Below are 23152 nucleotides of genomic sequence, written 5' to 3' on the forward strand. Positions count from 1 at the left end.
TGAGTTATGCCTTCGACATCATCACGATGCAATCGGAAACCCTGCGGAGTTGGCTGCGGGGCGCAGCGGACAGGAACGGAGTCCCCATGCTTAGCCAGGCGCTGATCGGCGACGAAGGAAGAACGATCGACCTCGGGTGGAAGGACGGCGCGCGCACTCGCTTTCACGCAGTGTGGTTGCGCGACAATGCGCTCGACGACAAGACGCGCAGCGCCGGCAACGGCCAGCGGCTGATCACCATTCTCGACATTCCCGCGCAGACATGGATCGGCGCAGCCGCGATCAAGGGCGATGCGCTTGAAGTCAGTTTCGAACCGGAGGGAAAGACGGTGCGCTTTCCTGCGGCATGGCTGAGCGCCAATGCCTATGACCGCGATGCCGCCCGACAGCCCGGCTGGACAGGCGAGGGCACCGTGCGATGGACCAGGGCCTCTATGCAGAATTCGGTGCCGCGCGCCGGCTATGTCGCGGCCAGCCGCGACCGCGCCGTCTTGCGGCAATGGCTGTCGGCGGTGAAGACCTACGGCTTCGCGGTGATGGACGATCTGCCGGCCGAATCCGGGGCGCTGTGCAAAGTGTCCGATCTGTTCGGCTATATCAGGGAGACCAATTACGGCCGCTGGTTCGAGGTGCGCGCCGAGGTCAATCCAACCAATCTGGCCTACACCAATCTTGGCCTGCAGGCGCACACCGACAACCCCTATCGTGATCCGGTGCCGACCTTGCAGATCCTGTCCTGCATCGAAAACACGGTGGAGGGCGGCGAATCCAGCGTCGTCGATGGTTTTGCCGTGGCGGCCGCGCTGCAGGCCGAAAACTCCGAAGGCTTCCGGCTGTTAAGTTCATACCCGGCGCGTTTCGAATATGCGGGGTCGTCGGGCGTGCGGCTGCAGGCCAAGCGGCCGATGATCGAGCTGGGGCCTGATGGCGAACTCATCGCCATCCGCTTCAACAACCGCTCGCTGGCGCCGACCGTCGATGTGCGGTTCGCCGACATGGAAGCCTATTACGCCGCCTATCGGCGGTTTGCCGAACTGATCGAGGATCCGTCCTTCGAAGTGAGCTTCAAGCTCGAGGCAGGGCAGGCCTTCATCGTCGACAACACCCGCGTCATGCATGCCCGCAAGGCGTTCTCCGGCACCGGCAAGCGCTGGCTGCAGGGCTGCTACGCCGACAAGGATGGCCTTTTGTCGACGCTGTCGGCGATCGAACACGAGTTCAAGGAAGCAGCGGAATGAGCAGCCAGGATTTGAACGCGAGCAACATCGTCGAATTCATCGCCGATATTTTCGAACGCCGAGGGGCGGAATCCTATCTCGGCGAACCCGTCACCATGTCGGAGCACATGTTGCAGGGCGCCTGGTTCGCCGAAAAGGACGGCGCGCCCGATGTGCTGGTGGCGGCAGCACTGCTGCACGATATCGGCCACTACACCAGCGAGTTCGGCACCTATTCGCCCGACGATGTCGAGGACGACGAAGCCGGCGGCGAAGTGCTGGCGCCGTTCTTTCCACCCGTGATCGTCGAATGCGTCAGGCTGCATGTCGCGGCCAAGCGCTACCTTTGCGCTACCGACCCAAGCTATTTCGGCAGGCTGTCGCAGGCCTCGGTCCGCACGCTGTCGCTGCAAGGCGGACCGATGAATGCCGAAGAGGTGGCCGAGTTCCGCAAGAACCCGTTCCACGAGGAAGCGGTTCGGGTCCGCATCTGGGACGAGGCCGGCAAGATCGCCAACATGAAGACCCGGGCATTCCGCGACTACATGCCGCTGCTGCAACGGGTTGTCCGCGACTTCGCCAATCGCGCCTGATCGTAATCCGGGGAAGGACGGCATGTGCTACCGCTTCGACGGCGACCATGCGCTAACCCTATGCCGGAGACCTGCCGCGAGCGTCTACGTGCCGCAGGCGCTCGCGCCTCGCTGCCGATCCCTACCGGTGACGAGCCTTGTCACCGCGGATTTTATTGCGACATCCGTCGGCGCGGCCAAGATCAGTAGGTCAGACTTCGGTGTATATTTGACTCAGACGAAGGTCTGAGAATCGAGCTGAAAGCACGAAAGGAGAGTTTCCTCAGCGTTTGTAAGCCGCAATTTTGGGCTGTTCATTCTTGAATACCGTGACACGTCATGATGTGATGGTGGCATGAATGGAGAAAGGCAGCCCCTGTTTTCATCCGTGCGTCGCTGGGCGTACTTTAGCTTGCGCGTATTCGCGGCGGTTGCGGTGACGATGCCGGTGCTTGGTCTGCGGTTGAGCCATGTCGACGGCTACAAGATCGAATTCGCCGCTGCCAGCGCCAAGAGCGGAAACAATGGCAATGGTAACGGTGGTGGCAACGGTAGTGGTAACGGTAATGGCTCAGGCGGCAACGCCGGGAATGGCAACGCCAACGGAAAGGGAAAAAATGGTGCCGGCGACAACGCCCCCGGTAGCCAAGCTCCCAGTAGCCAAGTCAATGCCGCTGGCGACACGGTGACGGTACAGGGCGCCAAAATCCAGGTCGTGCATCGCGATGGATTCAGCGAAAGCATCGAGGCCGGCCGCTTCACTATGAAGGATCCGCTTGGAAGGACAATTGTCGAACGCGCCGTAAGGGCCTCCGACATTGCTCGTCTGAAAGGGCTGTAACTGTTGGTTCGCCAACCAGCATCCGACCTTCAGACAAGCCCCGATCTCCCTATACAAGACCCGTTTTGGGCGCATGCATAAGAATGGCTGCTTCGGTGCGGTTTCGCACCTTTAGCTTTTGAAATATCCGAGTCATGTGGTGTTTTACCGTTTTCTCCTGCAGGTTGAGACGTTTGGCGACTTCTTTATTGCTCAGTCCTTCGCCTACCAAGGAGATTATCCCAAGCTCGCGTCCCGAGAGATTGGCAACGAGATCGGTTGTGCGCTTTTCCGGCCGGATCAGTTCATTCAAAAGCTGCGCTGACAGGGTCGGCGAAACATATTTTTTTCCTGCGGCTATATAAGTCAGCACCTCGGCCAGCGATGCCGCCCCAATCCCTTTCAGCACATATCCGCGTACGCCCAGCCTGAGCGCCGTTGCCAGATCGGCGTTCGCCTCCGAGACGGTGAGCATGACGATCTTGCAGTCAGGCTGAGTTGCAAGAATATTTTCCGCTGCCGCTAGGCCCCCTCCCGGCAAACTGATGTCGAGCAGCAATATGTCGGGATTTGCCAAGGCCGCAAGCTGTTCGGCATCCGCCGCGGTTTCGCCCGCACCAACGACTTCGAAGCCGCCGATTTCGGCGAGGCTGCGAGCCACACCCTCGCGAAACAGCGGATGATCATCAACAATGGCAATCCTTATGGGAGCGGTCATTTCTGGTCCTCGATGTTGAGCGTTATGGTCAGCCGGGTCCCCCTGGGGCTCGAAAAGGTCTCGAAGTGACCTCCGATACTTTCGATACGTTCCCTCATACCGGCGAGTCCAAGCCCTTCACACGATCCCGACTGGAATCCAGGGCCGTGATCAAGCACTTGAATGAGGAGCTTGCCCTGCGTCACTCGCGCCTTGACAGCCTGCCCCTTGCCCAGACCGTGTCGCCAGGCATTGTTCAGCCCCTCCTGCGCGAAGCGAAAGATGCTTATCTTCTCGGACGTCCCCAGGTCGGGCAGGCGAGATGGCAGTGAAAGCGATACGGAGGAGGCCGTCCGGCGTTCATGTTCGGCAACCGCAAGCCGCAATATCTCCGCGACCGTCGAAGCTTCGATCTGTGGCAGCACGAGGCCGGTGCAGATGGCGCGGATCTCCCGCATCGCCTCGTCCAACGTATGATGGATATCGGCGATCTCGGTCTTGCGGTGGCTTGGGGATGCGGCGGGATCGAGCAGCAGAGGGCTGTCCATGCGCAGCGCAGCCAGTGCGACGAGCTGAGCTGGACCGTCATGCAAATCAGACCCGATGCGGCGCAAGTAGCGCTCGTTGATTGCCGTTGCGCGGCGCGACGCCTGCTGGACGCGCTCCCGCAAAGCGGAATTCTGCTCCAAAAGCAACTGAAGTTCGGCCACTTGTGTCTCAAGCGCTGAACGCTGCGTTTCGATAGTGCTGCTGCCGCGAAGCACGATTCCCGAGAGCATCGCCAAGGCGACCGCGGTCGCGCCAGCCACGAGCAGCCAGCTCGACCATAGTGCCGAGTTTAAAGTGCCCTGAAGATCGTCGGCTATCTCGTAGAACTCGGAAACGGCCACAACATCGCCCGACCACGGCTCTCGAACCGGATTGTAGATCTCGAGCAGCGAGGCGGTGGGGCTCTTGCGTTCCTTCCTTTCATTTTCGTCCAGATCATTGAATTGCGCCACCACGTTTCCACCGAACGCATGCAGCAAGTTCGCATTTGGCTCGAAGGTCTGGCCGATAAGAGCCGCGTCTTTGGCGTACAGCACCTTGCCATCACGCCGCCAAAGCACGAAGGACGCCAGTTTTTTTCCGAGAGCACCCTGGTCCAGGGTTTCATCGAGTGCCCGTTTAACGGTGTCGCTGAGCTGCTGGCTTTTGCGCATGTCCGGCAGGATTGGCGCGATGACACTGTCGACGTAAAGCGCGGTCGTGCTTGCAGAGTTGCGGATCACTCCATCTCGTATTTGCGAGGTGACCCATAGGCCGACGACCAGCATCAGCGACAGCAGCCCAATGCTTCCGACTATGATGAACTGCCAAGCCAACGATAGCCTGTTCCAGTTTTGATAGAGACTATCAATGTAGCGCACGTCTCAACCGACCCCGCGAGCTTTGGCCGTGCCAAAATGCCTAAGCCATCCTACATCTAGAACGGTCGATGGTGCGAGCAAGCGCCAGGTTGAATTGCTGGGGAAACCGCCAATTCAGGGCATGATCCCACCGCCACCCGCGGGGAACGGCGGTGGGATCAGCGTTACTGTATGATCTTGACGATCTTCCGCGTGCCGGGGTCGACCAGCACGGTTCGCCCGTCGACCACAACGTAGCGATACTTGACGCTCGGCACTTCATGCAGTTCCACCGTGTCGGGAATGGCGGTCCCCACGTTCAATTCGACACCTGGAATCTTCACCGACGCAAGGGGCTGCTTTTTCACGTATTCGCGCACAACCGTTTCCTGCTCCGGCGCGATGATGACGTCTTGAGCAGCAACTACGCCGGCGCTCGCGAGCAGCAAGAATCCGGCAATTGCGGTCGACTGGTACATGGTCGTCATGATTCTCTCCTTCATGCGAGCAACGCTCATGCATCTTGCGCGAGCTCGATTCCGATACGGGTGGTGTTGATGAGGTTGATGCACACACCGGGAGCCGAACGGGCTTTTCGCGGCTGCGTTCCCGTGTGGGGCTTCGGTCCGGGCGTCATCGGGCCAATGGACGATAGGGGGAGGGACCAAAGTCTGGTGCCAGGCTGTAGAGGTCCTAGAGCCTCCTCAGGGCGGAACACAGGGTTCTCGGCATCGTTGAGGTCAGCACTTGTGGGAGGCGTTAATGCACAACAGCGTCCATCAGGCACGATGGTTGCTCTTGCCTGTTTTCGGGGTAGCCATCCTGGTCATGACGACGGGAGTACTTCTAAGCTTGTGAGGCTGGTGTCATCGCTATGGGATCACAAGCTCAGGAAAAAACAAAATGTTGCGTTGCATTAATTGTTTGATGCAATTTGTAGGTGATTGTTGCAAAATTACTGCCAACATTCATTGGTCTTCTTAGAAGCCCGATTTTATTCACAAAATGTGGAACAAAGTATTTTTGGCAGAGTTGGCTAGGCTGAGGGACCGACTCTTTAAGGAGAAAGCAGATGAAACATGTGTTGATCACGAGCATGATTGCGCTTGGCGTCGGGTGCGGCGCCGCGATCGCCCAGACCCAGGCCGTGCAGCCGAGCGGTGGCGACAACTGCGCCGCCGGCGCGGCCGATTGCCAGAAGGGCGGCAAGGCCGGAGAACAGGCGCAAGGCAAGATGAAGTCACAGACCGATCAGAATGCACAGGGCCAGGCTGGCGCCACGACCGATCAGCAGGCTCAGGGCAAAGCCAAGCTCAAGACGGATGAACAGGCACAGGGCAAGGCCGGGACCAGTACCGAGCAGAATGCTCAGGGTCAGGCCGGCGCCACGACCGATCAGCAGGCTCAGGGCAAGGCCAAGCTCAAGACGGATGAACAGGCCCAGGGCAAGGCCGGGACCAGCACCGAGCAGAATGCTCAGGGCCAGACCGGCACCAGCACCGAGAAGCAGGCTCAGGGTAAGGCCAAGCTCAAGACGGATGAACAGGCCCAAGGCAAGGCCGGGACCAGCACCGAGCAGAACGCTCAGGGCCAGACCGGCACCAGCACCGAGAAGCAGGCTCAGGGCAAAGCCGGGACCAGCACCGAGCAGAACGCTCAGGGCCAGACCGGCACCAGCACGGACCAGCAGGCCCAGGGCAAGGCCGGGACCACCACCGAGCAGAACGCTCAGGGCAACACAAACGTTCAGACCGACCAGGGCAATACGGCCTCGATCAACAACGTGACCGTCGAGCAGAAGACGCAGGTCACGCAGATCATCCACGAGACCAGGGTTGAGCCGGTGAAGAACGTAGACTTCGACATTTCGGTCGGCATCGAGGTGCCGCGGCACAAAGTGCGCCTGCACCGTCTGCCGGCGCGCATTGTCAAGATCGTCCCGGCCTACGAATCCTATGAGTACTTCGTGCTGGCCGACGGGCGCATCGTCATCGTCGACCCGGATACGTACAAGATCGTGCTGATCCTGACGTGACACGGCAGTGACTCTTGTTCCCGGCGCGGTGCGATTGAGGGGTATCGTATGCGCCGCGGTGGCCCGCCGACCAGAGGCGGCGGGCCACTTGCTTTGTCTTTCGCATCGCGCGTTTTTCCCGTTGACACCCTGCCTTTCACCCTCGTAGTGTCCGCCACGATGAAAAAGGCACTCATTCTCGTAGGAAAGCGCGTGGGCAAGGCGGTGTAACCGCCGGGCGAAAACCTCCCATGCGCAACACACAGGCTCCCATCGGGGGCCTTTTTTATTGCCCGAAACACGACTAAACGACCAGCAATCGCCTCATGGCTAGAAGTACGGGACCAGACCGATGAGCAACGGACAGAACGAACGGCGCGAAATGCCAAACAGGGAAATGACTGGCGCCGAAATGGTGGTGCAGGCGCTGAAGGACAATGGCGTCAAGCATGTCTTCGGTTATCCCGGCGGCGCGGTGCTTCCGATCTATGACGAAATCTTCCAGCAGGACGAGGTCGAGCACATCCTCGTCCGCCACGAGCAAGGCGCAGGGCATGCGGCCGAAGGCTATGCCCGCTCGACCGGCAAGGCCGGCGTCATGCTGGTGACCTCCGGCCCGGGCGCCACCAATGCGGTGACGCCGCTGCAGGATGCGCTGATGGATTCGATCCCGCTGGTCTGCCTGACCGGGCAGGTGCCGACTTCGCTGATCGGCTCCGACGCGTTTCAGGAGTGCGACACGGTCGGCATCACGCGCCCCTGCACCAAGCACAACTGGCTGGTGAAGGACGTCAACGAATTGGCCGCCACCATCCATGAGGCCTTCCATGTCGCGACGACCGGCCGCCCCGGCCCGGTGGTGGTCGACATTCCGAAGGATGTGCAGTTCGCCAAAGGCATCTATGTGCCGCCGCAGGCGGCGCCGCGCACCAGCTACCAGCCGAAGGTCCAGGGCGACCTGGAAAAGATCAAGGCCGCCGTCGAACTGATGGCCAGCGCCAAGAAGCCGATCATCTATTCGGGCGGCGGCGTCATCAACTCCGGTCCGGAGGCCAGCCATCTTCTGCGCGAACTGGTCGACCTCACCGGCTTCCCGATCACCTCGACGCTGATGGGCCTCGGCGCGTATCCGGCATCGGGCAAGAACTGGATGGGCATGCTGGGCATGCACGGCACTTATGAAGCCAATATGGCGATGCATGATTGCGACGTGATGATCTGCATCGGCGCGCGCTTCGACGACCGCATCACCGGACGGCTGACCGCCTTCTCGCCCAACTCGAAGAAGATCCACATCGACATCGATCCATCGTCGATCAACAAGAACGTGCACACGGAAGTGCCCATCATCGGCGATGTCGGCCGGGTGCTGGAGGACATGGTGCGGCTGTGGCGGGCGAGCGCCAAGGCCGACAAGAAGGCGCTCCATCCCTGGTGGGAGCAGATCGCCAAATGGCGCGCGCGTGACTCGCTCGCGTTCAAGATGAACCACGATGTGATCATGCCGCAATATGCCATCCAGCGGCTCTACGAACTGACCAAGGACATGGACACCTACATCACCACCGAGGTCGGCCAGCACCAGATGTGGGCGGCGCAGCACTATCATTTCGAGAAGCCGAACCGCTGGATGACGTCGGGCGGGTTGGGCACGATGGGCTACGGTCTGCCGGCTGCGCTCGGCGTGCAGATCGCGCACCCGGATGCGCTGGTCATCGACATCGCAGGCGATGCCTCGGTGCAGATGACGATGCAGGAGATGAGCGCGGCGGTGCAGCACAATGCGCCGATCAAGATCTTCATCCTCAACAACCAGTATATGGGCATGGTGCGCCAGTGGCAGCAGCTGCTGCACGGCAACCGTCTGTCGCATTCCTACACCGAAGCGATGCCCGACTTCGTCAAGCTGGCCGACGCATATGGCGGCCATGGCATTCGCTGCGAGAAGCCGGACGAGCTGGACGATGCGATCAAGGAGATGATCGCGGTGAAGAAGCCGGTGCTGTTCGATTGCCGGGTGGCGACGCTCGCCAACTGCTTCCCGATGATCCCGTCGGGCAAGGCGCATAATGAAATGCTCCTGCCCGACGAGGCGACCGACGAAGCCGTGGCCAACGCCATCGACGCCAAGGGCAGGGAACTGGTCTAGGTCCAAGCCGGGGCAGGGCTGTCGCGAGAAGCCGTGCGCAAACAGAGAATTAGCTCAAAGTCTGAAATCGAGATTCATGTCATGAACGCACAGCTTCAACCGACCGGCTCCGCCTATTTCATCGCCAAGGAAACGGAAAAGCCGGAGAACCACACGCTCTCCGTGCTGGTCGACAATGAGCCCGGTGTGCTTGCCCGGGTCATCGGCCTGTTTTCCGGCCGCGGTTATAACATCGAGAGCCTCACCGTCTCCGAGACCGAACACGAGAAGCACCTGTCGCGCATCACCATCGTGACGCGCGGCACGCCGCATGTGCTGGAGCAGATCAAGCACCAGCTCGAACGCATCGTACCGGTGCATCGCGTCGTCGATCTCACCGTGCGCTCGCACGAGTTCGGCCAGGAGCGGCCGCTGGAACGCGAGTTGGCGCTGGTCAAGGTCGCCGGCACCGGCGAAGCCCGCGTCGAGGCGCTGCGTCTGGCGGACGCTTTTCGCGCTTCGGTCATCGACGCCAACACCGAGCACTTCATCTTCGAGATTACCGGCAAGGGTTCGAAGCTCGACCAGTTCATCGCCATCATGAAGCCGCTCGGCCTGGTCGAGATCTGCCGCACCGGCGTGGCGGCGATGAACCGCGGCCCGCAAGGGATGTAGTCTCAGTCCAACTATTTTACCGGCTTGGGATCGACCTTGCCGCTCGCCAGATTCTTACTCTCCCTTTTGATCGGGCGCGATACCGGACAGACGTCCTGGACGAAGCCGTTCAGCGTGTTAACCAGATTGTTCTGGACCAGCGAGTAGCGGATGAATTGTCCCTGCCGCTCCCTGGCGATGAGGCCGGCCGTCTCCAGGATGCTCAGATGCTGCGAGATCGACGGCTTCGACATGTCGAAGCGCGCCGCGATCTCGCCCGCGGTCAGCGAGGAGTGGGCGAGATAGGCGAGGATCTTGCGCCTCGGCTGCGATGACAGCGCCTCGAACACGCGCTGTATGGCGCTGCTTGCCCCGATAGCCGTGTCGCCATCCGCTGCATTGTCTTCGATCACCGCCTGCCTCTGTCGTTTCGCTTCCGGTATTTAGTCTATTGCCTAAATACCTAAATCGGAATAGTAGATAGTTAGCTTATTGCCTAAATAAGCGCCGGCGCGCCGGAAGGCAAGGCTCTTTGGTCCGGAAATGTTTCCTGCAGAGGAGGGGTACCGATGAAGACCATATCCACAGGCAGAATGATCTCGCAGCCCTTGAGCGATGCCGAAGATGGCGAGGTCGTCTGGATGCCGGCCAAGTCGATCTGGGTCGGTGCGATGACGCTGATTGCGTTGGTGTTCGGGCCGCTGACCTTCAGCTGGAGCGCTTTCGCCCTGTTCGTAGCGACGACGGCGGTGACGATCTGCGCCGGACACTCGGTCGGCATGCATCGCCTGCTCATCCATCGCTCGTTCAAGGTTCACATCTGGCTCAAACACGCGCTGGTCTATCTCGGCACGCTCGTCGGCATGGCCGGTCCGTTCGGCATGATCTATGCGCATGACATACGAGACTGGGCGCAGCGCCAGACGGCTTGTCACGACCTGCACGCCCACCGCCGGCCTTTCTTCACCGACGCTTTCTGGCAAATGCATTGCGCCGTAGCGTTGCGCAATCCGCCTGACTTCGTCATCGAGCCGTCGATCAGAAACGACCGCTTCTACAAATTCGTCGAGCGGACCTGGATGCTGCAGCAACTGCCGTGGGCGATCCTTTTCTTGCTCCTCGGCGGGTGGAGCTGGGTGGTCTGGGGCATTGCGGTGCGTATCTCCGTGTCGCTGACCGGGCATTGGCTGGTCGGGCATTTCGCACATCGCAGCGGGCAGCAGGGCTGGCGCGTCGATGGCGTTGCCGTGCAGGGCTACAACCTGCCGCGTTTCGGCCTGGTGACCTTTGGCGAGAGTTTCCACGGCAATCACCATGCGTTTCCCGAATCCGCAAAGCTCGGCCTGGAACGCGGGCAGATCGATCTCGGCTGGCTCTTCATCCGCATCCTGGCTGCCCTCGGCCTCGCGCATGGCGTGAAGCTTCCCGGGAACACGCCGAGGCGCAAAGGCCTGCGGCGTGTGGCTGGCCGTCAGGAGGCCGCCGCCGCTCCCAGCCTGTTGTCGGCGCGGGCCCACGGCAGGTAGACTGTGCCGGCCTGGCTGGCTCGGGATAGGCGGATCACGGCGGAGCGCTTTGGACCAATGGAATGAGGTTGCGTCCAGCGCTCTGTCGATTTAAGTCAGCATTGCTGACCTTTGTGAGCCGTCATGACCCTCGACGCTTTCCTTGCCCTTTTGGTCTACGCCTTCGTGACCTCGATCACGCCGGGGCCGAACAACCTCATGCTCTTGGCGTCGGGCGTGAATTTCGGCCTGGTCAGAACCATTCCGCATATGCTGGGCATCAGCATGGGTTTCCTGGTGCTGTTGCTTGCTGTCGGCTTTGGCCTGGGCGCGGTGCTTACGGCGTTTCCGGCCTTGCACACCGGATTGAAGATCGCCGGCGCGGCCTATCTGCTCTATCTCGCCTGGAAGATCGCCATGTCGCGCTCGCTGTCCAGCAAGGGTGAGACGGAGGCACGGCCGATGCGGTTCATCGAGGCAGCCGCATTCCAGTGGGTCAATGCGAAAGCCTGGGTGATGGCGATCACCGCCATGGCCGTCTACTCCAATCCGGACCACCCGTTCCTGTCGGTGGCGCTGATCGCGATCGCCTTCACCGTCGTCAACCTGCCGAGCGTCTCGATGTGGGCCGGTTTCGGCACAGCGCTGCGCGGGTTCCTGTCGGATCCGGTGCGGCTGAAATGGTTCAACATCGCCATGGGCGTGCTCTTGGCGGCGACGCTCTGGCCGATGCTGAAATAGACGCATCCCGCCTGAGATCTCAACCGCATCCTGGCTGGTTTTCCGACTGCTGAGCCGGCTGCATAGTCATTGTGCAGTGCACATTAAATCTTCGTAATGCCGTGTTTTGGCCCTTTTCCGACAAATGTGCGTCCTATCTACTTCGGCGAGATCGCGGCAAGGCGCCGTGATTGCGTAGAATGAGACCACCGGGTTCGGCGTGTCGGATCATAGGGCTTTTAGTCGATGCGCGGTAAAGTCGTTCTGGCGGTGGTGGTGGCAGCGGCCTGTGTCGCCGCGGCATGGGTCTATTTTTCGCCGGCGGCGATGAGCAGTCTGCAGCAGATGCTGCCGGGCGCCAGGCAGACGGCAGCGGCGGACAAGCCGGCTGGATCGGACAAGGCTTCGGCCGACAAGGCAGGGGGCAAATCCGGCGCCGGCGGCAATGCCGCCCGTTCGGCCTCGATCGTCTCGGCCACCGCGACAACGGCCGATTTTCCGATCCGCCGTTACGCCATCGGCTTCGTGTCTTCGCCGGCCGTGGTCAACATCAACGCCCGCGTGTCCAGCCAGATCGTATCGATCGACGTCAGGGACGGCCAGATGGTGAAGGCCGGCGACCTGCTGTTCTCGCTCGACGACAGGGCGCTCAAGGCGCAGCTTGCCAAGGATCAGGCGACGCTCGCCAAGGACCAGGCGCTGCTAACCAGTTCGGGCTCCGACCTTCAGCGCGCCAAGGATCTCGTCGCCAAGCAGGCCGGCACGCAGCAGACTTACGATCAGGCGGTGGCGGCGCAAAAGGCTGCCGCGGCGACGGTCGATGCCGACAAGGCGACGATCGACGCCGACAATGTCCAGCTCGGCTTTGCCAGCATCAAGGCGCCGATTGCCGGCCGGCTGGGCGCGGTCAACGTTTCGGTCGGTGACCTCGTCACCTTGAGCAACGGCAACTCGAGCACGGCCACGCCGCTGGTGACGATCACCGAGATGGATCCGCTGCAAGTCAACTTCAACCTGCCGGAGAGCAACCTGGCGCTGCTGCACAAGGCGCTGGCCAACCCGCAGCAAGGCGCGGTGACGCTGACCAAGGATGGCGATCCGACGCCGATCGGCAACGGCACGCTCGACTTCGTCGATTCCAGCGTCGACACCGCGTCCGGCACCATCGCGACACGGGCGAGCATTCCCAACGCCGATCTTTCACTGTGGCCCGGGCAATATGTGAATGTCGTGCTCGACGCCGGCATCATGCCGCAGATGACATCCATCCCGACCGTTGCCGTGCAGCCCAGCCAAAAGGGACCGTTCGTCTATGTCGTCAAGCCCGACAACACGGTCGAGATGCGACCGGTGCAGGTGGCGCTGACCGAAGGCGAAAACAGCGCCATCAGCGAGGGCGTCAAATCAGGCGAGAAGGTGGTGGTCGAGGGCCAGACCAGGCTGAAGGACGGCGCCGCCATTCACGAAGGCAAGGCGGCCAGCGGTGATCAAGCTGCTCCCAAGGTCGCCGAGGCCGGCAAGGCGGCTGCCCAATGATTTCCGAATTCTGCATACGCAGGCCTGTCGCCACGCTGCTGATGTCGTTCGCCCTCGTGCTGGGCGGGCTGTTTGCCTACAAGTTCCTGCCGGTGGCGGCGCTGCCGAGCGCCGAATTCCCGGTCGTCAACGTCTCGGCCACCCTGGCCGGCGCTTCGCCCGAAACCATGGCCACTTCGGTGGCGACGCCGCTGATCAAGCAGTTCGCCACCATCGCCGGCATCGATTCGATCTCGACCAGCAATTCGCTGGGACGCACGTCCATTGCCATCCAGTTCGTGCTCAACCGGGATATCGACGCGGCGGCCGCCGACGTGCAGGCGGCGATCGCGCGCACGCAGCGGCAGTTGCCGCCGGAGATGACGTCGCCGCCGAGCTATCGCAAGGTCAATCCGGCCGACGCGCCGATCCTTCTGATGTCGCTGGTCAGCGACACGGTTCCGCTCACCGACCTCGACGCCTTCGCCGAAAACGTCATCTCGCCCTCGCTGTCGACCATCGACGGCGTGGCGCAGGTGTCGATCTTCGGCCAGCAGAAATATGCGGTGCGCGTGCAGATCGACCCGACGGCGCTGGCGGCGCGCGGCATTTCGATCGACCAGCTGCAGACGGCGATCGCCTCGGCCAATTCCAACACGCCGCTCGGGGTCTTGCAGAACGACAAGCAGCAGCTGACCATCACGGCCAACACGCAGCTCACCAATGCCGCCGGGTTCTCCAACCTCATCATCGCCACCAAGAACGGCCATCCGGTGCGGCTGGGCGAGGTGACGCGCGTCATCGACTCGGTCGAGACCACGACGACCGCAAGCTGGTACGACGGCACGCGCGCCATCATCCTGGCGGTGCAGCGCCAGCCCGACGCCAACACGGTCGACGTCGTCGACAAGGTCAAGGCGATGCTGCCGTCGTTCAAGGACCAAATGCCGGCCGCCGCCGACATCAAGCTGCTCAACGACCGTTCGACCTCGATCCGCCAGGCCGTCGACGACGTCCAGTTCACGCTGCTTCTGACGATCGCTTTGGTGGTGACGGTGATCTTCGTCTTCCTGCGCCGGGTGACCGCAACCATCATTCCGGCCGTGGCGGTGCCGATCTCGCTGATCGCGACGCTCGGCGCCATGTTCCTGTTCGGCTTTTCCATCGACAACATCTCGCTGATGGGCCTGACGCTCGCAGTCGGCCTCGTCGTCGACGACGCCATCGTCATGCTGGAAAACATCTTTCGCCACATGGAGGAGGACGGTCTCTCGGCCTTCGATGCCTCGCTGAAAGGCGCGCGCGAGATCGGCTTCACCATCATCTCGATCTCGATCTCGCTGGTGGCGGTGTTCATCCCCGTGCTTTTGATGGGCGGCGTCATAGGCCGCATCTTCAACGAATTCGCCGTCGTGGTGACGGTCGCCATCCTGGCTTCGATGTTCGTGTCGCTGACACTGACGCCGATGCTGTGTTCGCGCTTGCTGTCGGTGACCAAGGCCGATCGCGACAAGCATGCCCCCGGCCACAAGCACGATATCGTCACCCGCGGCTATGACCGGCTTTTGACCTTCTGCCTGCGCCACACTTTTCTGGTGTTCCTCGTCTTCGTCGGCACGGCGGCAGGGTCGGTCTGGCTGATCGAGGTCTCGCCGAAAGGCTTTTTCCCGCAAGAGGATATCGGCCAGATCTCGGTGACGACGATCGCCAGGCAGGACATCTCCTACGACGCCATGGTCAAGCTGCAGAACCAGGCGGCAAGTGTCTTCTCGCGTTCGCCCTATGTCTCGCATGTGGCCTGGTCAGCCGGCGGCGGCAACAATGCGCTGAACCAGGGCCAGCTCTATGTGCAGCTGAAGGACAAGAGCCAGCGCCCCGACATCGATAAGGTGCTGTCGGATCTGCGGCGGCAGCTGGCCGTCGTGCCGGGGATCGATGCCTATATGCAGCCGGTGCAGAACCTGCGACTTGGCGCGCGTTCTTCCGCCAGCGCCTACCAGCTCGTCGTTCAGGGCCTCGATACCGGCCTGACCGACACATGGGCGCAAAAGCTCAACGATGCGATGGCGGCCGATCATGCGAATTTCACCGACGTCACCAGCGATCTGCAGAACAATTCATTGCAGGCGACGCTGGTGGTCGATCGCGACAAGGCGGCGTCGCTCGGCATCGACACCGACACGCTGCGCTCCAGTCTCTATGGCGGCTTCGGCACGGAGCAGGTCTCGACGATCTTCGGCTCGGCCGACAGCTACGAAGTCATCATGGAGCTCGATCCCAACATCGAATGGTCGCCCGAGCGCATGCTGGCCATCCAGGTCAGGACGGCAAGCGGCAGCCTGGTGCCGCTCGGCGCCTTTGCCCGCGTCGACCGCACCGCCGGCGCGCTGACGGTCAACCAGCTCGGCCAGCTGCCCGCGGTGACCATCTCCTACAACCTGCCGCAAGGCGTGGCGCTGGGCGACAGCACGGCCCGCATCGCCGCGCTGAAGGAGCAGATCGGCATGCCGCCGGCGATTTCGACCAGCTTTGCCGGCACCGCCAAGACCTTCCAGGACTCGCTGGCCAATCAGGGCCTGCTGATCGGCGGCGCCATTCTGACCATCTATATCGTACTCGGCATCCTCTATGAGAGCTTCATCCATCCGCTGACCATTCTGACCGGCCTGCCTTCGGCGGTGCTGGGCGCCGTGGTCGCGCTGCGCTTTGCCGGCATGGACCTGTCGGTGATCGCGGTGATCGGCATCCTGATGCTGATCGGCATCGTCAAGAAGAACGGCATCATGATGGTCGACGTCGCGCTGGAGCTGCGACGAGAAGGCATGTCGGCCAAGGAGTCCATACACAAGGCGTGCCTGATGCGTTTCAGGCCGATCATGATGACGACGTTGGCGGCGCTGATGGGCACGTTCCCGATCGCGCTCGGCACCGGCGCCAGTGCTGAGCTGCGCCAGCCGCTCGGTGTCGCGGTCGTCGGCGGGCTGCTCGCTTCCCAGGCGCTGACGCTGTTCGTCACCCCTGTCATCTATGTCTATTTCGAGAATTTCTCCGGGTGGCTGGTGAGCTTCTTCTCTTCGAAGAAGAACAAGCCGGCGCTGCATGCGGTCGAGAGCGGCGAGCAGGCGTCGCTGTTCGGCCCCGAGGACCGGCTCATCGAACCCCAGAAGGCCGCCGCCGAATAGGGGATAGCCCGTGGCCCAAGCTGTCATGCTTGCGGCCATGGGCCGCCGATCCTAATCTGAGATCATGTCCCATGATCATGACCACGACAATGAGCTCGACCCGTTTGCGGCGCGCGTGCGCGCGCTGGAGACCATCCTCACCGAAAAAGGCCTGATCGATCCGGCCGCAATCGACGTCATCGTCGACACCTATGAGACCAAGATCGGACCGCGCAACGGCGCCAGGGTGGTGGCGAAAGCCTGGAGCGATCCGGCCTTTGCCGAGTGGCTGAAGCGCGACGCGACTGCGGCGATCACCTCGCTGGGCTACACCGGCCGCCAGGGCGAGCACATGCAGGCGGTGTTCAACACGGACGAGACGCACAACCTCGTCGTCTGCACGCTGTGCTCCTGCTATCCGTGGTCGGTGCTCGGCCTGCCGCCGGTCTGGTACAAGGCGCCGCCCTATCGCTCACGCGCCGTGATCGATCCGCGCGGCGTGCTGGAGGAGTTCGGGCTGACCTTGCCGGCGGAGAAAAACATCCGCGTCTGGGATTCGACTGCCGAACTGCGCTATCTCGTGGTGCCGATGCGGCCTGGCGGTACCGAAGGCTGGAGTGAGGACCAGCTCGCCGAACTGGTCAGCCGCGATGCGATGATCGGCACGGCGGTGGCCAAAGAACCCGGGACAAAGAAGGTACCGGCATGAACGGGCCGCAGGATCTCGGTGGGCAGATGGGTTTCGGGCCGGTCGCGCCCGAAAAGGACGAACCGTATTTTCATGCGGATTGGGAGAGGCGGGCGCTCGGCGTCACGCTGACTGCCGGCGCCATGGGCGCGTGGAACATCGACGAGAGCCGGCACGCCAGGGAATCGCTGCATCCGGCCGTCTATTATTCCTCGAGCTACTACCAGATCTGGATCAAAGCGCTCGAGGTGCTGCTGAAGCGCCATGGCTTCGTCAGCGAGCGCGATCTGACGGAGGGTAAGGCGGTCGATCCGGCGGCGACGCCCAAAAGGGTGTTGAAGGCCGAAAACGTGCCGGCGGTACTGGCCAAGGGCAGTCCCTGCGACCGGCCGGTCGAGACGGCGCCGCGCTTCAAGGCCGGCGACCCGGTGCGGACAAGGAATTTCAATCCCACCGCCCACACGAGGCTGCCGCGTTATGCGCGCGGCAAGCACGGAGTTATCGAGGCCGTGCGTGACGGTTTTGTGTTCCCCGACAGCAACGCGCATGGCAACGGTGAAAACCCGCAATGGGTCTATACCGTGGTCTTCGATGGCTCGGAAATCTGGGGCGAGGGCGCCGACCCGACGCTGACCGTCTCGATCGATGCCTGGGAGAGCTATCTTGAGCCGGCCTGAAGGTGCATTGCCGGCGGGTCTGGACGAACCGGTATTCGCCGAACCCTGGCAGGCCGAAGCCTTCGCCATGACGGTGGCGCTGCATGACAAGGGCCTGTTTTCGTGGAGCGAATGGGCCGATGCGCTGTCGGCGCAAGTGAAGAAGCCGGGCGCCGCAAGCGACGGCCACGACTACTACGAGCATTGGCTGGCTGCGCTGGAGACGCTGCTGGCGGCCAAGGGCGTCGCGGGAAAAAGTGACGTCGACACGCTCGCCGCCGCCTGGGAACGCGCCGCGCATGCAACCCCGCACGGCAAGCCGATTTTGTTGGAGAACGATCCGGGGCCGACCAGAGGTAGCGGCGGCGGCGCGAACATATAGTCCGCCTGTGGTTGGTGTTTGAAATCTGGCGGCCGATGCAACTAATTTTCGACGACCATGCCTTCGTCGTCCCCATAGACAAACGCCTCAACGACGGCGAAGCGGCCACGGTTTTTGGAAATGGCGACGAAGTCGTTGTCACCCAAGTGGAGGATCACTTGCTCGTCGCTGATGGTAACACGTTCTATGGTTCTGGCATTTTCGTCACTCAGACAGGCCGTGACCTCGGTATATATCGCGAACCCTGCGTCATCCGACAAGGAGACAACGATGCCATAACCAGGTTCGCCGATTTCGATCTTCTTTATCGACTTTCCGATCAGCCTGTCTGCGAACGACCTCATCAATATCCTCGCTTATAGGTGTCTGCGCCGATCTGCATCTCGATCATGTCCGTGATAGTGGCATTGCCCGATCTAGGTTCAAGTGCCTGAACTCAAATCGTTCGTTATCCGCTTGCATGTTCACTTTACGTTCGCATTTGCGCCTGCTAGTTTGTCCCGTTGAAGGTGAGGCAATCCCATCGTTTTAAGCGGTGGTTGGCACCAAGCTTGTCTTTCTCTCGCGAATCCGGTCTGTCGAACCGATGGAATTCTCTCCCCAACAGGATGAGGCGTTGAAGGCGGTGGCGCGCTGGCTGAAAGAGGGCCGGCCGCAGGTCTTCCGGCTGTTCGGCTATGCCGGCACCGGCAAGACCACGCTGGCGCGCTATTTTGCCGAGCATGTCGACGGGCAGGTGCAGTTCGCCGCCTTCACCGGCAAGGCGGCGCAGGTGCTGCGTTCCAAGGGCGCGGTCAATGCCCGCACCATCCATTCGTTGATCTACCGGCCGAAGGGCGAGGAATCGGTGTCGGACGAGGTGACCGGCAAGACCTCGATGTCGCCGACCTTCTCGCTCAATCGCCAAAGCCCTATTTCACGGGCGAAGCTGGTGGTCATCGACGAATGCTCGATGGTCGACGAGCAGCTTGGCCGCGACCTTCTGAGTTTTGGCACGCCGATCCTGGTGCTTGGCGATCCGGCGCAGCTACCGCCGATCTCGGGCGGCGGCTTTTTCACCGAGCATGAGCCGGATGTGCTCTTGACCGAAATCCACCGCCAGGCGCGCGACAATCCGATCATCCAGCTGGCGCTCGACGTGCGCGAGGGCCGCGAGTTCATGCGCGGCGACTACGGCAGCGCGCAGGTCATCGGCAAGGAGGACGTCACCCAGGAGCTGGTGCTGAAGGCGGACCAGGTGTTGGTCGGCACCAACCGCACACGCCGCCGCTACAATCAGCGCCTGCGCGAGCTGAAGGGTTTCAATGCCGATTATCCGCAGGCCGGCGACAAGCTGGTCTGCCTGCGCAACGACCCCGCCAAGGGCCTGCTCAACGGTTCGCTGTGGAAGGTGATGACCTCGTCGCGCGAGACGGTGAAGCCGGGCATCAACCTTCTGGTCTCGCCCGAGGAGGACGATCCCGACCGCGGCGTCGCCAAGATCAAGCTGCTCAAGTCGGCTTTCGAGGATCCGGACGCCGATATCCCCTGGCAGCAGAAGAAGCGCTTTGACGATTTCGACTATGGCTACGCGCTGACCGTGCACAAGGCGCAGGGTTCGCAGTGGAACGATGTCGTGCTGTTCGACGAGAGCTGGGCGTTCAAGGAAACCCGCCAGCGCTGGCTCTATACTGCCATCACGCGGGCGGCAGAGCGGCTGACGATTGTTAGATAGCTGGCGTTAGATAGCCGGCGTCAGGTAGCAGCCGGCGCAGCAGGGCTGAGTGGCGTCGCACCCAGCCATTGCCAGGCATCCGCTTCATCCTCGGCCGCGAAGTGCCTGAACTCGATGGGTGGCGAAGCCGGAAGGAAGTTCCGCGCATCCGCTATCCAGTCGGGCTCACCGATCGTCGCGCACCGGGCGATATGCTCCAGGGCGTGCACCGTGCCCTGTTTCAGCGTCTCGTCGTCCATATCGATCCAGTCGACGCCCTCATGATCAACCAGCCGCACCAAGACATCGATCCTCGGGTGCAGCGCGTAGGCAGCCTCCAGCAATCCGAACAGATTTTCGCCGTCGGCGGCCGATACATGGCCGACGACGTCGATGGCGAAAAGGTCCTCACGGTCGGTTTCGAGGCGGCGGATCGCGGGCACGGATTGGAGAAAATTCATTGGCTGGGTTCCCCCTTGCGAGCAGATGTCATCACTGGAACACCCGAAAGCCCCTGTCTGTTCCCATCAAAGGCAGTATAGATGCGCTGCACAAACAGCCGGACCTCACGCCATGCCCGCGAAACTCTCGGTCAATCTCAACGCCATCGCCATGCTGCGCAACCGCCGCGACCTGCCGTGGCCGAGCGTCACCGGGCTCGGCCGCCTGGCGCTGGCGGCCGGCGCGCACGGGCTGACGGTTCATCCGCGGCCCGACGAGCGCCACACCAGGCATTCCGACCTGCCGGAGATCCGGGCGCTGATCGACGACGAGTTTCCCAAGGCGGAGTTCAACATCGAGGGCTACCCGACCGAGGATTTTCTGGCGCTTGTGGAAAGGCACCAGCCGGAGCAGGTGACGCTGGTGCCCGACGATCCGGCGCAGGCGACATCGGACCATGGCTGGAACTTTGCCGCCGAGGCGGCGTTCCTTAACCCGATCGTCAAGCGTCTGAAAAAAGGGGGCTTCCGCGTGTCGCTGTTTTCCGATCCGGATCCCACCGGCGTCAATGCCGCGCGCGACACCGGCGCCGACCGCATCGAGCTCTATACCGGGCCCTACGGCAGCTACCATTCCGATTCCGCCAAGGCGCGGAAGGAGCTGGAAAGATTGGGAAAAACCGCGGATGCCGCACTCGCCGCCGGGCTCCAGGTCAATGCCGGGCACGATCTGGTGGTGAACAACCTTCCGGCATTGGCAAAGCGCATTCCGGCATTGGCCGAAGTGTCTATCGGACACGGGTTGACAGCCGATGCGTTGGAGTATGGCATGGCCGGCACGGTGGGGCGGTTTCTGAAGGCTTGCGGTTGGTAGCGGTGGAAGGCTCGTGTCGAAGGTGATATCGCATGACAGCAAGCAAGGCGCACCGCGCGGTGATCGGGGAGTAGTCGATGGCTCTTTCCAGCATCGGTAGCGAGGCTGAACCCGTCGAACAACCGAACCACTCCCACACTGAACAGCACAGCACCAAAGTTCTGATGCTGGGCGCGCTTGGCGTCGTCTATGGCGATATCGGCACCAGCCCGATCTATGCCTTCCGCGAGGCGCTTCACGCTTCGCCTGGTACCGACACGCGCATAGATGTCCTGGGCGTGCTGTCGCTGATCGTCTGGGCGCTGACGATTATCGTCACCATAAAATACGTCGCTTTCGTGCTTCGCGCCGACAACAAGGGCGAGGGCGGCACGCTGTCCCTGATGGCGCTGGCGCGCAGCGCCTATCCAAAAGGCGCCAAGCTTATCCTCGGCATCGGACTTTGCGGGGCGTCGCTTTTTTTCGGAGACGCTATCATAACTCCGGCCATTTCCGTGCTGTCGGCAGTTGAGGGCCTGGAAGTGGTGACACCGACGCTGGAGGCCTATGTCGTTCCGATCACCTTGGTCATCCTGGCGTTTCTGTTCTCCGTGCAGCGCTTCGGCACGGGGAAGGTGGCGGCAGTATTCGGGCCGGTGACGGCGCTATGGTTCCTGGCCATCGGCGTTTCCGGGCTCTACCACCTGATGGATGATCCTTCGGTGCTGTTGGCGATCAACCCGTATTATGCGATCGCCTACTTAGCCGGCACGCCGACCGCCGCTTTCGTGACCGTTGGTGCAGTGTTCCTGGCGGTAACGGGGGCCGAGGCGCTTTATGTCGACCTTGGACATTTCGGGCGCAAGCCGATCGTGCTCGCGTGGTTTTCCGTGGTGTTTCCTTGCCTGCTGCTCAACTACTTCGGCCAGGGCGCCTTTGTGTTGGCGAATGGCGGCAGGCCGACCAATCCATTCTTCGAGATGTTGCCGGATTGGGCGCTGATGCCAATGGTCGGCTTGGCAACGGCCGCCACCGTGATCGCCAGTCAGGCGGTGATCTCGGGTGCTTTTTCGCTGGCACGTCAGGCAGTGCAACTCAACCTGCTGCCCCGCATCGAGGTGCAGCACACGTCCGAAATGCAGAGCGGCCAGATTTATATGCCGCGCGTCAACCTGCTCATCGCCCTGGGAGTGATGCTGCTGGTTGTCGGCTTCGGCAGCTCGAGTTCGCTGGCTTCCGCTTACGGAATTTCGGTGACCGGCGAGATGCTGATGACAACCATTCTGCTGTTCGTTGTCATGCGCAATTTGTGGAAATGGCAGCTTGGGCTCGCCCTGGCATTGGCGCTGCTGTTCGGCACCATCGACATGGGTTTCTTCCTGGCGAATGTCGTCAAGATCGTGGAAGGCGGATGGGTGTCAATATCCGTTGCCTGCCTCATGGGGCTGATCATGACCACCTGGATACGCGGCAGCCGCTATCTGTTCGACAAGACCCGGCGCAACGAAATCCCGCTCGATTTCCTCGCCGGCAATCTGCTGAAGAAGAAGCCGCAGCTGGTGTCCGGCACCGCCGTGTTCCTGACCAGCGATCCGCAAAGCGCGCCGACAGCGCTGATGCACAGCCTGAAGCACTACAAGGTGCTGCACGAGCAGAACGTCATTCTGTCGGTGGTCACCGCACCGCAGCCGCTGGTGCCCGACAGCGAGCGGGTCAAGATGGAGACAGTCAACGAGTTGTTCATGCGGGTGACGCTGACCTTCGGCTATATGGAGCAGCCCAACATTCCGCGCGCGCTGGCGATCTGCCGCAAGCAGGGCTGGAAGTTCGACATCATGACGACGTCGTTCTTCCTGTCGCGGCGCTCGCTCAAGGCATCGCCCAATTCCGGCATGCCGGTGTGGCAGGACAAGCTGTTCATCGGGCTCGCCCGCTCGGCGGCCGATGCGACGGAGTATTTCCAGATCCCGACCGGACGTGTGGTCGAGATCGGCACGCAGGTGGCGATCTGAGGTTTCCGGCAGCCTTTGACGCCACGCACCGGTCATT

22 protein-coding genes are annotated in these 23152 nt (G+C 61.9%); 16 read left to right on the top strand and 6 right to left on the bottom strand.

What is annotated here, in order from left to right:
- Window positions 1-86 precede the first annotated feature (86 nt).
- The 3 genes from tmpA (at window position 87) to NKL04_RS04330 (ending at window position 2630) form a co-directional block, all read left to right on the top strand.
- Window positions 87-1238, top strand: coding sequence for a 2-trimethylaminoethylphosphonate dioxygenase (tmpA, locus tag NKL04_RS04320; RefSeq protein WP_031209901.1), 1152 nt, complete (start codon window positions 87-89; stop codon window positions 1236-1238).
- Window positions 1235-1810, top strand: a complete 576-nt coding sequence (gene tmpB, locus NKL04_RS04325; protein ID WP_023702998.1) for a (R)-1-hydroxy-2-trimethylaminoethylphosphonate oxygenase — start codon at window positions 1235-1237, stop codon at window positions 1808-1810. Before tmpA ends, tmpB begins: the two co-directional genes overlap by 4 nt.
- Before the next feature lie 391 nt (window positions 1811-2201).
- Entirely contained in the window at window positions 2202-2630 is a 429-nt protein-coding gene (locus NKL04_RS04330) for a hypothetical protein (protein ID WP_023699032.1), read from the top strand.
- Between the two features lie 49 nt (window positions 2631-2679).
- Here the strand turns inward: NKL04_RS04330 and NKL04_RS04335 are convergent, their stop codons facing one another.
- From NKL04_RS04335 to NKL04_RS04345, 3 genes are all read right to left on the bottom strand, one after another.
- Window positions 2680-3327, bottom strand: coding sequence for a LuxR C-terminal-related transcriptional regulator (locus NKL04_RS04335; protein ID WP_023682079.1), 648 nt, complete (start codon window positions 3325-3327; stop codon window positions 2680-2682).
- Entirely contained in the window at window positions 3324-4715 is a 1392-nt protein-coding gene (locus NKL04_RS04340) for a sensor histidine kinase (protein WP_023690914.1), read from the bottom strand. The genes NKL04_RS04335 and NKL04_RS04340 overlap by 4 nt, the downstream gene beginning before the upstream one ends.
- 164 nt (window positions 4716-4879) lie before the next feature.
- Complete coding sequence (locus NKL04_RS04345) at window positions 4880-5182, bottom strand: DUF1236 domain-containing protein (protein WP_023731684.1); 303 nt, start codon at window positions 5180-5182, stop codon at window positions 4880-4882.
- 584 nt (window positions 5183-5766) lie between these two features.
- Between NKL04_RS04345 and NKL04_RS04350 the strand changes: the two genes are divergently transcribed.
- From NKL04_RS04350 to ilvN, 3 genes are all read left to right on the top strand, one after another.
- Window positions 5767-6729 carry a DUF1236 domain-containing protein gene (locus NKL04_RS04350; protein WP_023668350.1) on the top strand — a complete coding sequence of 321 codons (963 nt, stop codon included), beginning with the start codon at window positions 5767-5769 and terminating at the stop codon, window positions 6727-6729.
- A gap of 331 nt (window positions 6730-7060) precedes the next feature.
- Entirely contained in the window at window positions 7061-8857 is a 1797-nt protein-coding gene (locus NKL04_RS04355; RefSeq protein ID WP_023668351.1) for an acetolactate synthase 3 large subunit, read from the top strand.
- Window positions 8858-8938: 81 nt separating this feature from the next.
- The gene (gene ilvN, locus NKL04_RS04360; protein WP_023668352.1) at window positions 8939-9511 is read left to right on the top strand and encodes an acetolactate synthase small subunit; all 573 of its coding nucleotides are present in this window, start codon (window positions 8939-8941) and stop codon (window positions 9509-9511) included.
- 11 nt (window positions 9512-9522) lie between these two features.
- On the opposite strand, the gene NKL04_RS04365 is transcribed toward ilvN, so the two are convergent.
- Window positions 9523-9903, bottom strand: a complete 381-nt coding sequence (locus NKL04_RS04365) for a metalloregulator ArsR/SmtB family transcription factor (RefSeq protein ID WP_023702997.1) — start codon at window positions 9901-9903, stop codon at window positions 9523-9525.
- Between the two features lie 156 nt (window positions 9904-10059).
- Here NKL04_RS04365 and NKL04_RS04370 point away from each other — a divergent pair, with 156 nt between their 5' ends.
- From NKL04_RS04370 to NKL04_RS04400, 7 genes are all read left to right on the top strand, one after another.
- Window positions 10060-11016: an acyl-CoA desaturase gene (locus NKL04_RS04370; RefSeq protein WP_023714739.1), complete on the top strand. Its 957-nt coding sequence runs from the start codon at window positions 10060-10062 to the stop codon at window positions 11014-11016.
- Window positions 11017-11139: 123 nt separating this feature from the next.
- Complete coding sequence (locus NKL04_RS04375; protein ID WP_023688075.1) at window positions 11140-11736, top strand: LysE family translocator; 597 nt, start codon at window positions 11140-11142, stop codon at window positions 11734-11736.
- Between the two features lie 225 nt (window positions 11737-11961).
- On the top strand, window positions 11962-13251 hold the full coding sequence (locus NKL04_RS04380) for an efflux RND transporter periplasmic adaptor subunit (protein WP_023702995.1): 1290 nt from the start codon (window positions 11962-11964) through the stop codon (window positions 13249-13251).
- On the top strand, window positions 13248-16412 hold the full coding sequence (locus NKL04_RS04385) for an efflux RND transporter permease subunit (RefSeq protein WP_023702994.1): 3165 nt from the start codon (window positions 13248-13250) through the stop codon (window positions 16410-16412). The genes NKL04_RS04380 and NKL04_RS04385 overlap by 4 nt, the downstream gene beginning before the upstream one ends.
- Window positions 16413-16476: 64 nt before the next feature.
- Window positions 16477-17100 carry a nitrile hydratase subunit alpha gene (nthA, locus tag NKL04_RS04390; RefSeq protein WP_023702993.1) on the top strand — a complete coding sequence of 208 codons (624 nt, stop codon included), beginning with the start codon at window positions 16477-16479 and terminating at the stop codon, window positions 17098-17100.
- Window positions 17097-17756 (top strand): nitrile hydratase subunit beta, encoded by a 660-nt coding sequence (gene nthB / locus NKL04_RS04395; protein WP_023725320.1) that lies wholly within the window; start codon window positions 17097-17099, stop codon window positions 17754-17756. The genes nthA and nthB overlap by 4 nt, the downstream gene beginning before the upstream one ends.
- Window positions 17743-18117, top strand: coding sequence for a nitrile hydratase accessory protein (locus NKL04_RS04400; RefSeq protein WP_023725319.1), 375 nt, complete (start codon window positions 17743-17745; stop codon window positions 18115-18117). The genes nthB and NKL04_RS04400 overlap by 14 nt, the downstream gene beginning before the upstream one ends.
- A 41-nt stretch (window positions 18118-18158) precedes the next feature.
- Here NKL04_RS04400 and NKL04_RS04405 read toward each other — a convergent pair whose 3' ends face one another.
- Entirely contained in the window at window positions 18159-18461 is a 303-nt protein-coding gene (locus tag NKL04_RS04405; protein WP_023668360.1) for a hypothetical protein, read from the bottom strand.
- A gap of 242 nt (window positions 18462-18703) precedes the next feature.
- On the opposite strand from NKL04_RS04405, the gene NKL04_RS04410 reads away from it, so the two are divergent.
- On the top strand, window positions 18704-19831 hold the full coding sequence (locus NKL04_RS04410) for an ATP-dependent DNA helicase (protein ID WP_023682070.1): 1128 nt from the start codon (window positions 18704-18706) through the stop codon (window positions 19829-19831).
- Window positions 19832-19851: 20 nt separating this feature from the next.
- On the opposite strand, the gene NKL04_RS04415 is transcribed toward NKL04_RS04410, so the two are convergent.
- A complete protein-coding gene (locus NKL04_RS04415) occupies window positions 19852-20271 on the bottom strand; it encodes a SpoIIAA family protein (RefSeq protein WP_023682069.1) in 420 nt (139 codons plus the stop codon).
- Between the two features lie 112 nt (window positions 20272-20383).
- Between NKL04_RS04415 and NKL04_RS04420 the strand changes: the two genes are divergently transcribed.
- Together NKL04_RS04420 and NKL04_RS04425 are read left to right on the top strand one after the other, a co-directional pair.
- Window positions 20384-21124, top strand: a complete 741-nt coding sequence (locus NKL04_RS04420; protein WP_023702989.1) for a pyridoxine 5'-phosphate synthase — start codon at window positions 20384-20386, stop codon at window positions 21122-21124.
- 77 nt (window positions 21125-21201) lie between these two features.
- On the top strand, window positions 21202-23115 hold the full coding sequence (locus NKL04_RS04425) for a potassium transporter Kup (RefSeq protein WP_023823130.1): 1914 nt from the start codon (window positions 21202-21204) through the stop codon (window positions 23113-23115).
- Window positions 23116-23152: the final 37 nt, after the last annotated feature.

The sequence above is a fragment of the Mesorhizobium sp. C264A genome, from assembly GCF_040324515.1.
Lineage (GTDB): Bacteria > Pseudomonadota > Alphaproteobacteria > Rhizobiales > Rhizobiaceae > Mesorhizobium.

What these genes read in the sequence shown, in the direction of transcription:
- tmpA (WP_031209901.1), top strand. Translation starts at nt 87, where the DNA reads ATGCTTAGCCAGGCGCTGATCGGCGACGAAGGAAGAACGATCGACCTC.
- tmpB (WP_023702998.1), top strand. Translation starts at nt 1,235, where the DNA reads ATGAGCAGCCAGGATTTGAACGCGAGCAACATCGTCGAATTCATCGCC.
- NKL04_RS04335 (WP_023682079.1), bottom strand. Translation starts at nt 3,327, where the DNA reads ATGACCGCTCCCATAAGGATTGCCATTGTTGATGATCATCCGCTGTTT.
- NKL04_RS04345 (WP_023731684.1), bottom strand. Translation starts at nt 5,182, where the DNA reads ATGACGACCATGTACCAGTCGACCGCAATTGCCGGATTCTTGCTGCTC.
- NKL04_RS04350 (WP_023668350.1), top strand. Translation starts at nt 5,767, where the DNA reads ATGAAACATGTGTTGATCACGAGCATGATTGCGCTTGGCGTCGGGTGC.
- NKL04_RS04355 (WP_023668351.1), top strand. Translation starts at nt 7,061, where the DNA reads ATGAGCAACGGACAGAACGAACGGCGCGAAATGCCAAACAGGGAAATG.
- ilvN (WP_023668352.1), top strand. Translation starts at nt 8,939, where the DNA reads ATGAACGCACAGCTTCAACCGACCGGCTCCGCCTATTTCATCGCCAAG.
- NKL04_RS04370 (WP_023714739.1), top strand. Translation starts at nt 10,060, where the DNA reads ATGAAGACCATATCCACAGGCAGAATGATCTCGCAGCCCTTGAGCGAT.
- NKL04_RS04375 (WP_023688075.1), top strand. Translation starts at nt 11,140, where the DNA reads ATGACCCTCGACGCTTTCCTTGCCCTTTTGGTCTACGCCTTCGTGACC.
- NKL04_RS04380 (WP_023702995.1), top strand. Translation starts at nt 11,962, where the DNA reads ATGCGCGGTAAAGTCGTTCTGGCGGTGGTGGTGGCAGCGGCCTGTGTC.
- NKL04_RS04385 (WP_023702994.1), top strand. Translation starts at nt 13,248, where the DNA reads ATGATTTCCGAATTCTGCATACGCAGGCCTGTCGCCACGCTGCTGATG.
- nthA (WP_023702993.1), top strand. Translation starts at nt 16,477, where the DNA reads ATGTCCCATGATCATGACCACGACAATGAGCTCGACCCGTTTGCGGCG.
- nthB (WP_023725320.1), top strand. Translation starts at nt 17,097, where the DNA reads ATGAACGGGCCGCAGGATCTCGGTGGGCAGATGGGTTTCGGGCCGGTC.
- NKL04_RS04405 (WP_023668360.1), bottom strand. Translation starts at nt 18,461, where the DNA reads ATGAGGTCGTTCGCAGACAGGCTGATCGGAAAGTCGATAAAGAAGATC.
- NKL04_RS04410 (WP_023682070.1), top strand. Translation starts at nt 18,704, where the DNA reads ATGGAATTCTCTCCCCAACAGGATGAGGCGTTGAAGGCGGTGGCGCGC.
- NKL04_RS04415 (WP_023682069.1), bottom strand. Translation starts at nt 20,271, where the DNA reads ATGAATTTTCTCCAATCCGTGCCCGCGATCCGCCGCCTCGAAACCGAC.
- NKL04_RS04420 (WP_023702989.1), top strand. Translation starts at nt 20,384, where the DNA reads ATGCCCGCGAAACTCTCGGTCAATCTCAACGCCATCGCCATGCTGCGC.
- NKL04_RS04425 (WP_023823130.1), top strand. Translation starts at nt 21,202, where the DNA reads ATGGCTCTTTCCAGCATCGGTAGCGAGGCTGAACCCGTCGAACAACCG.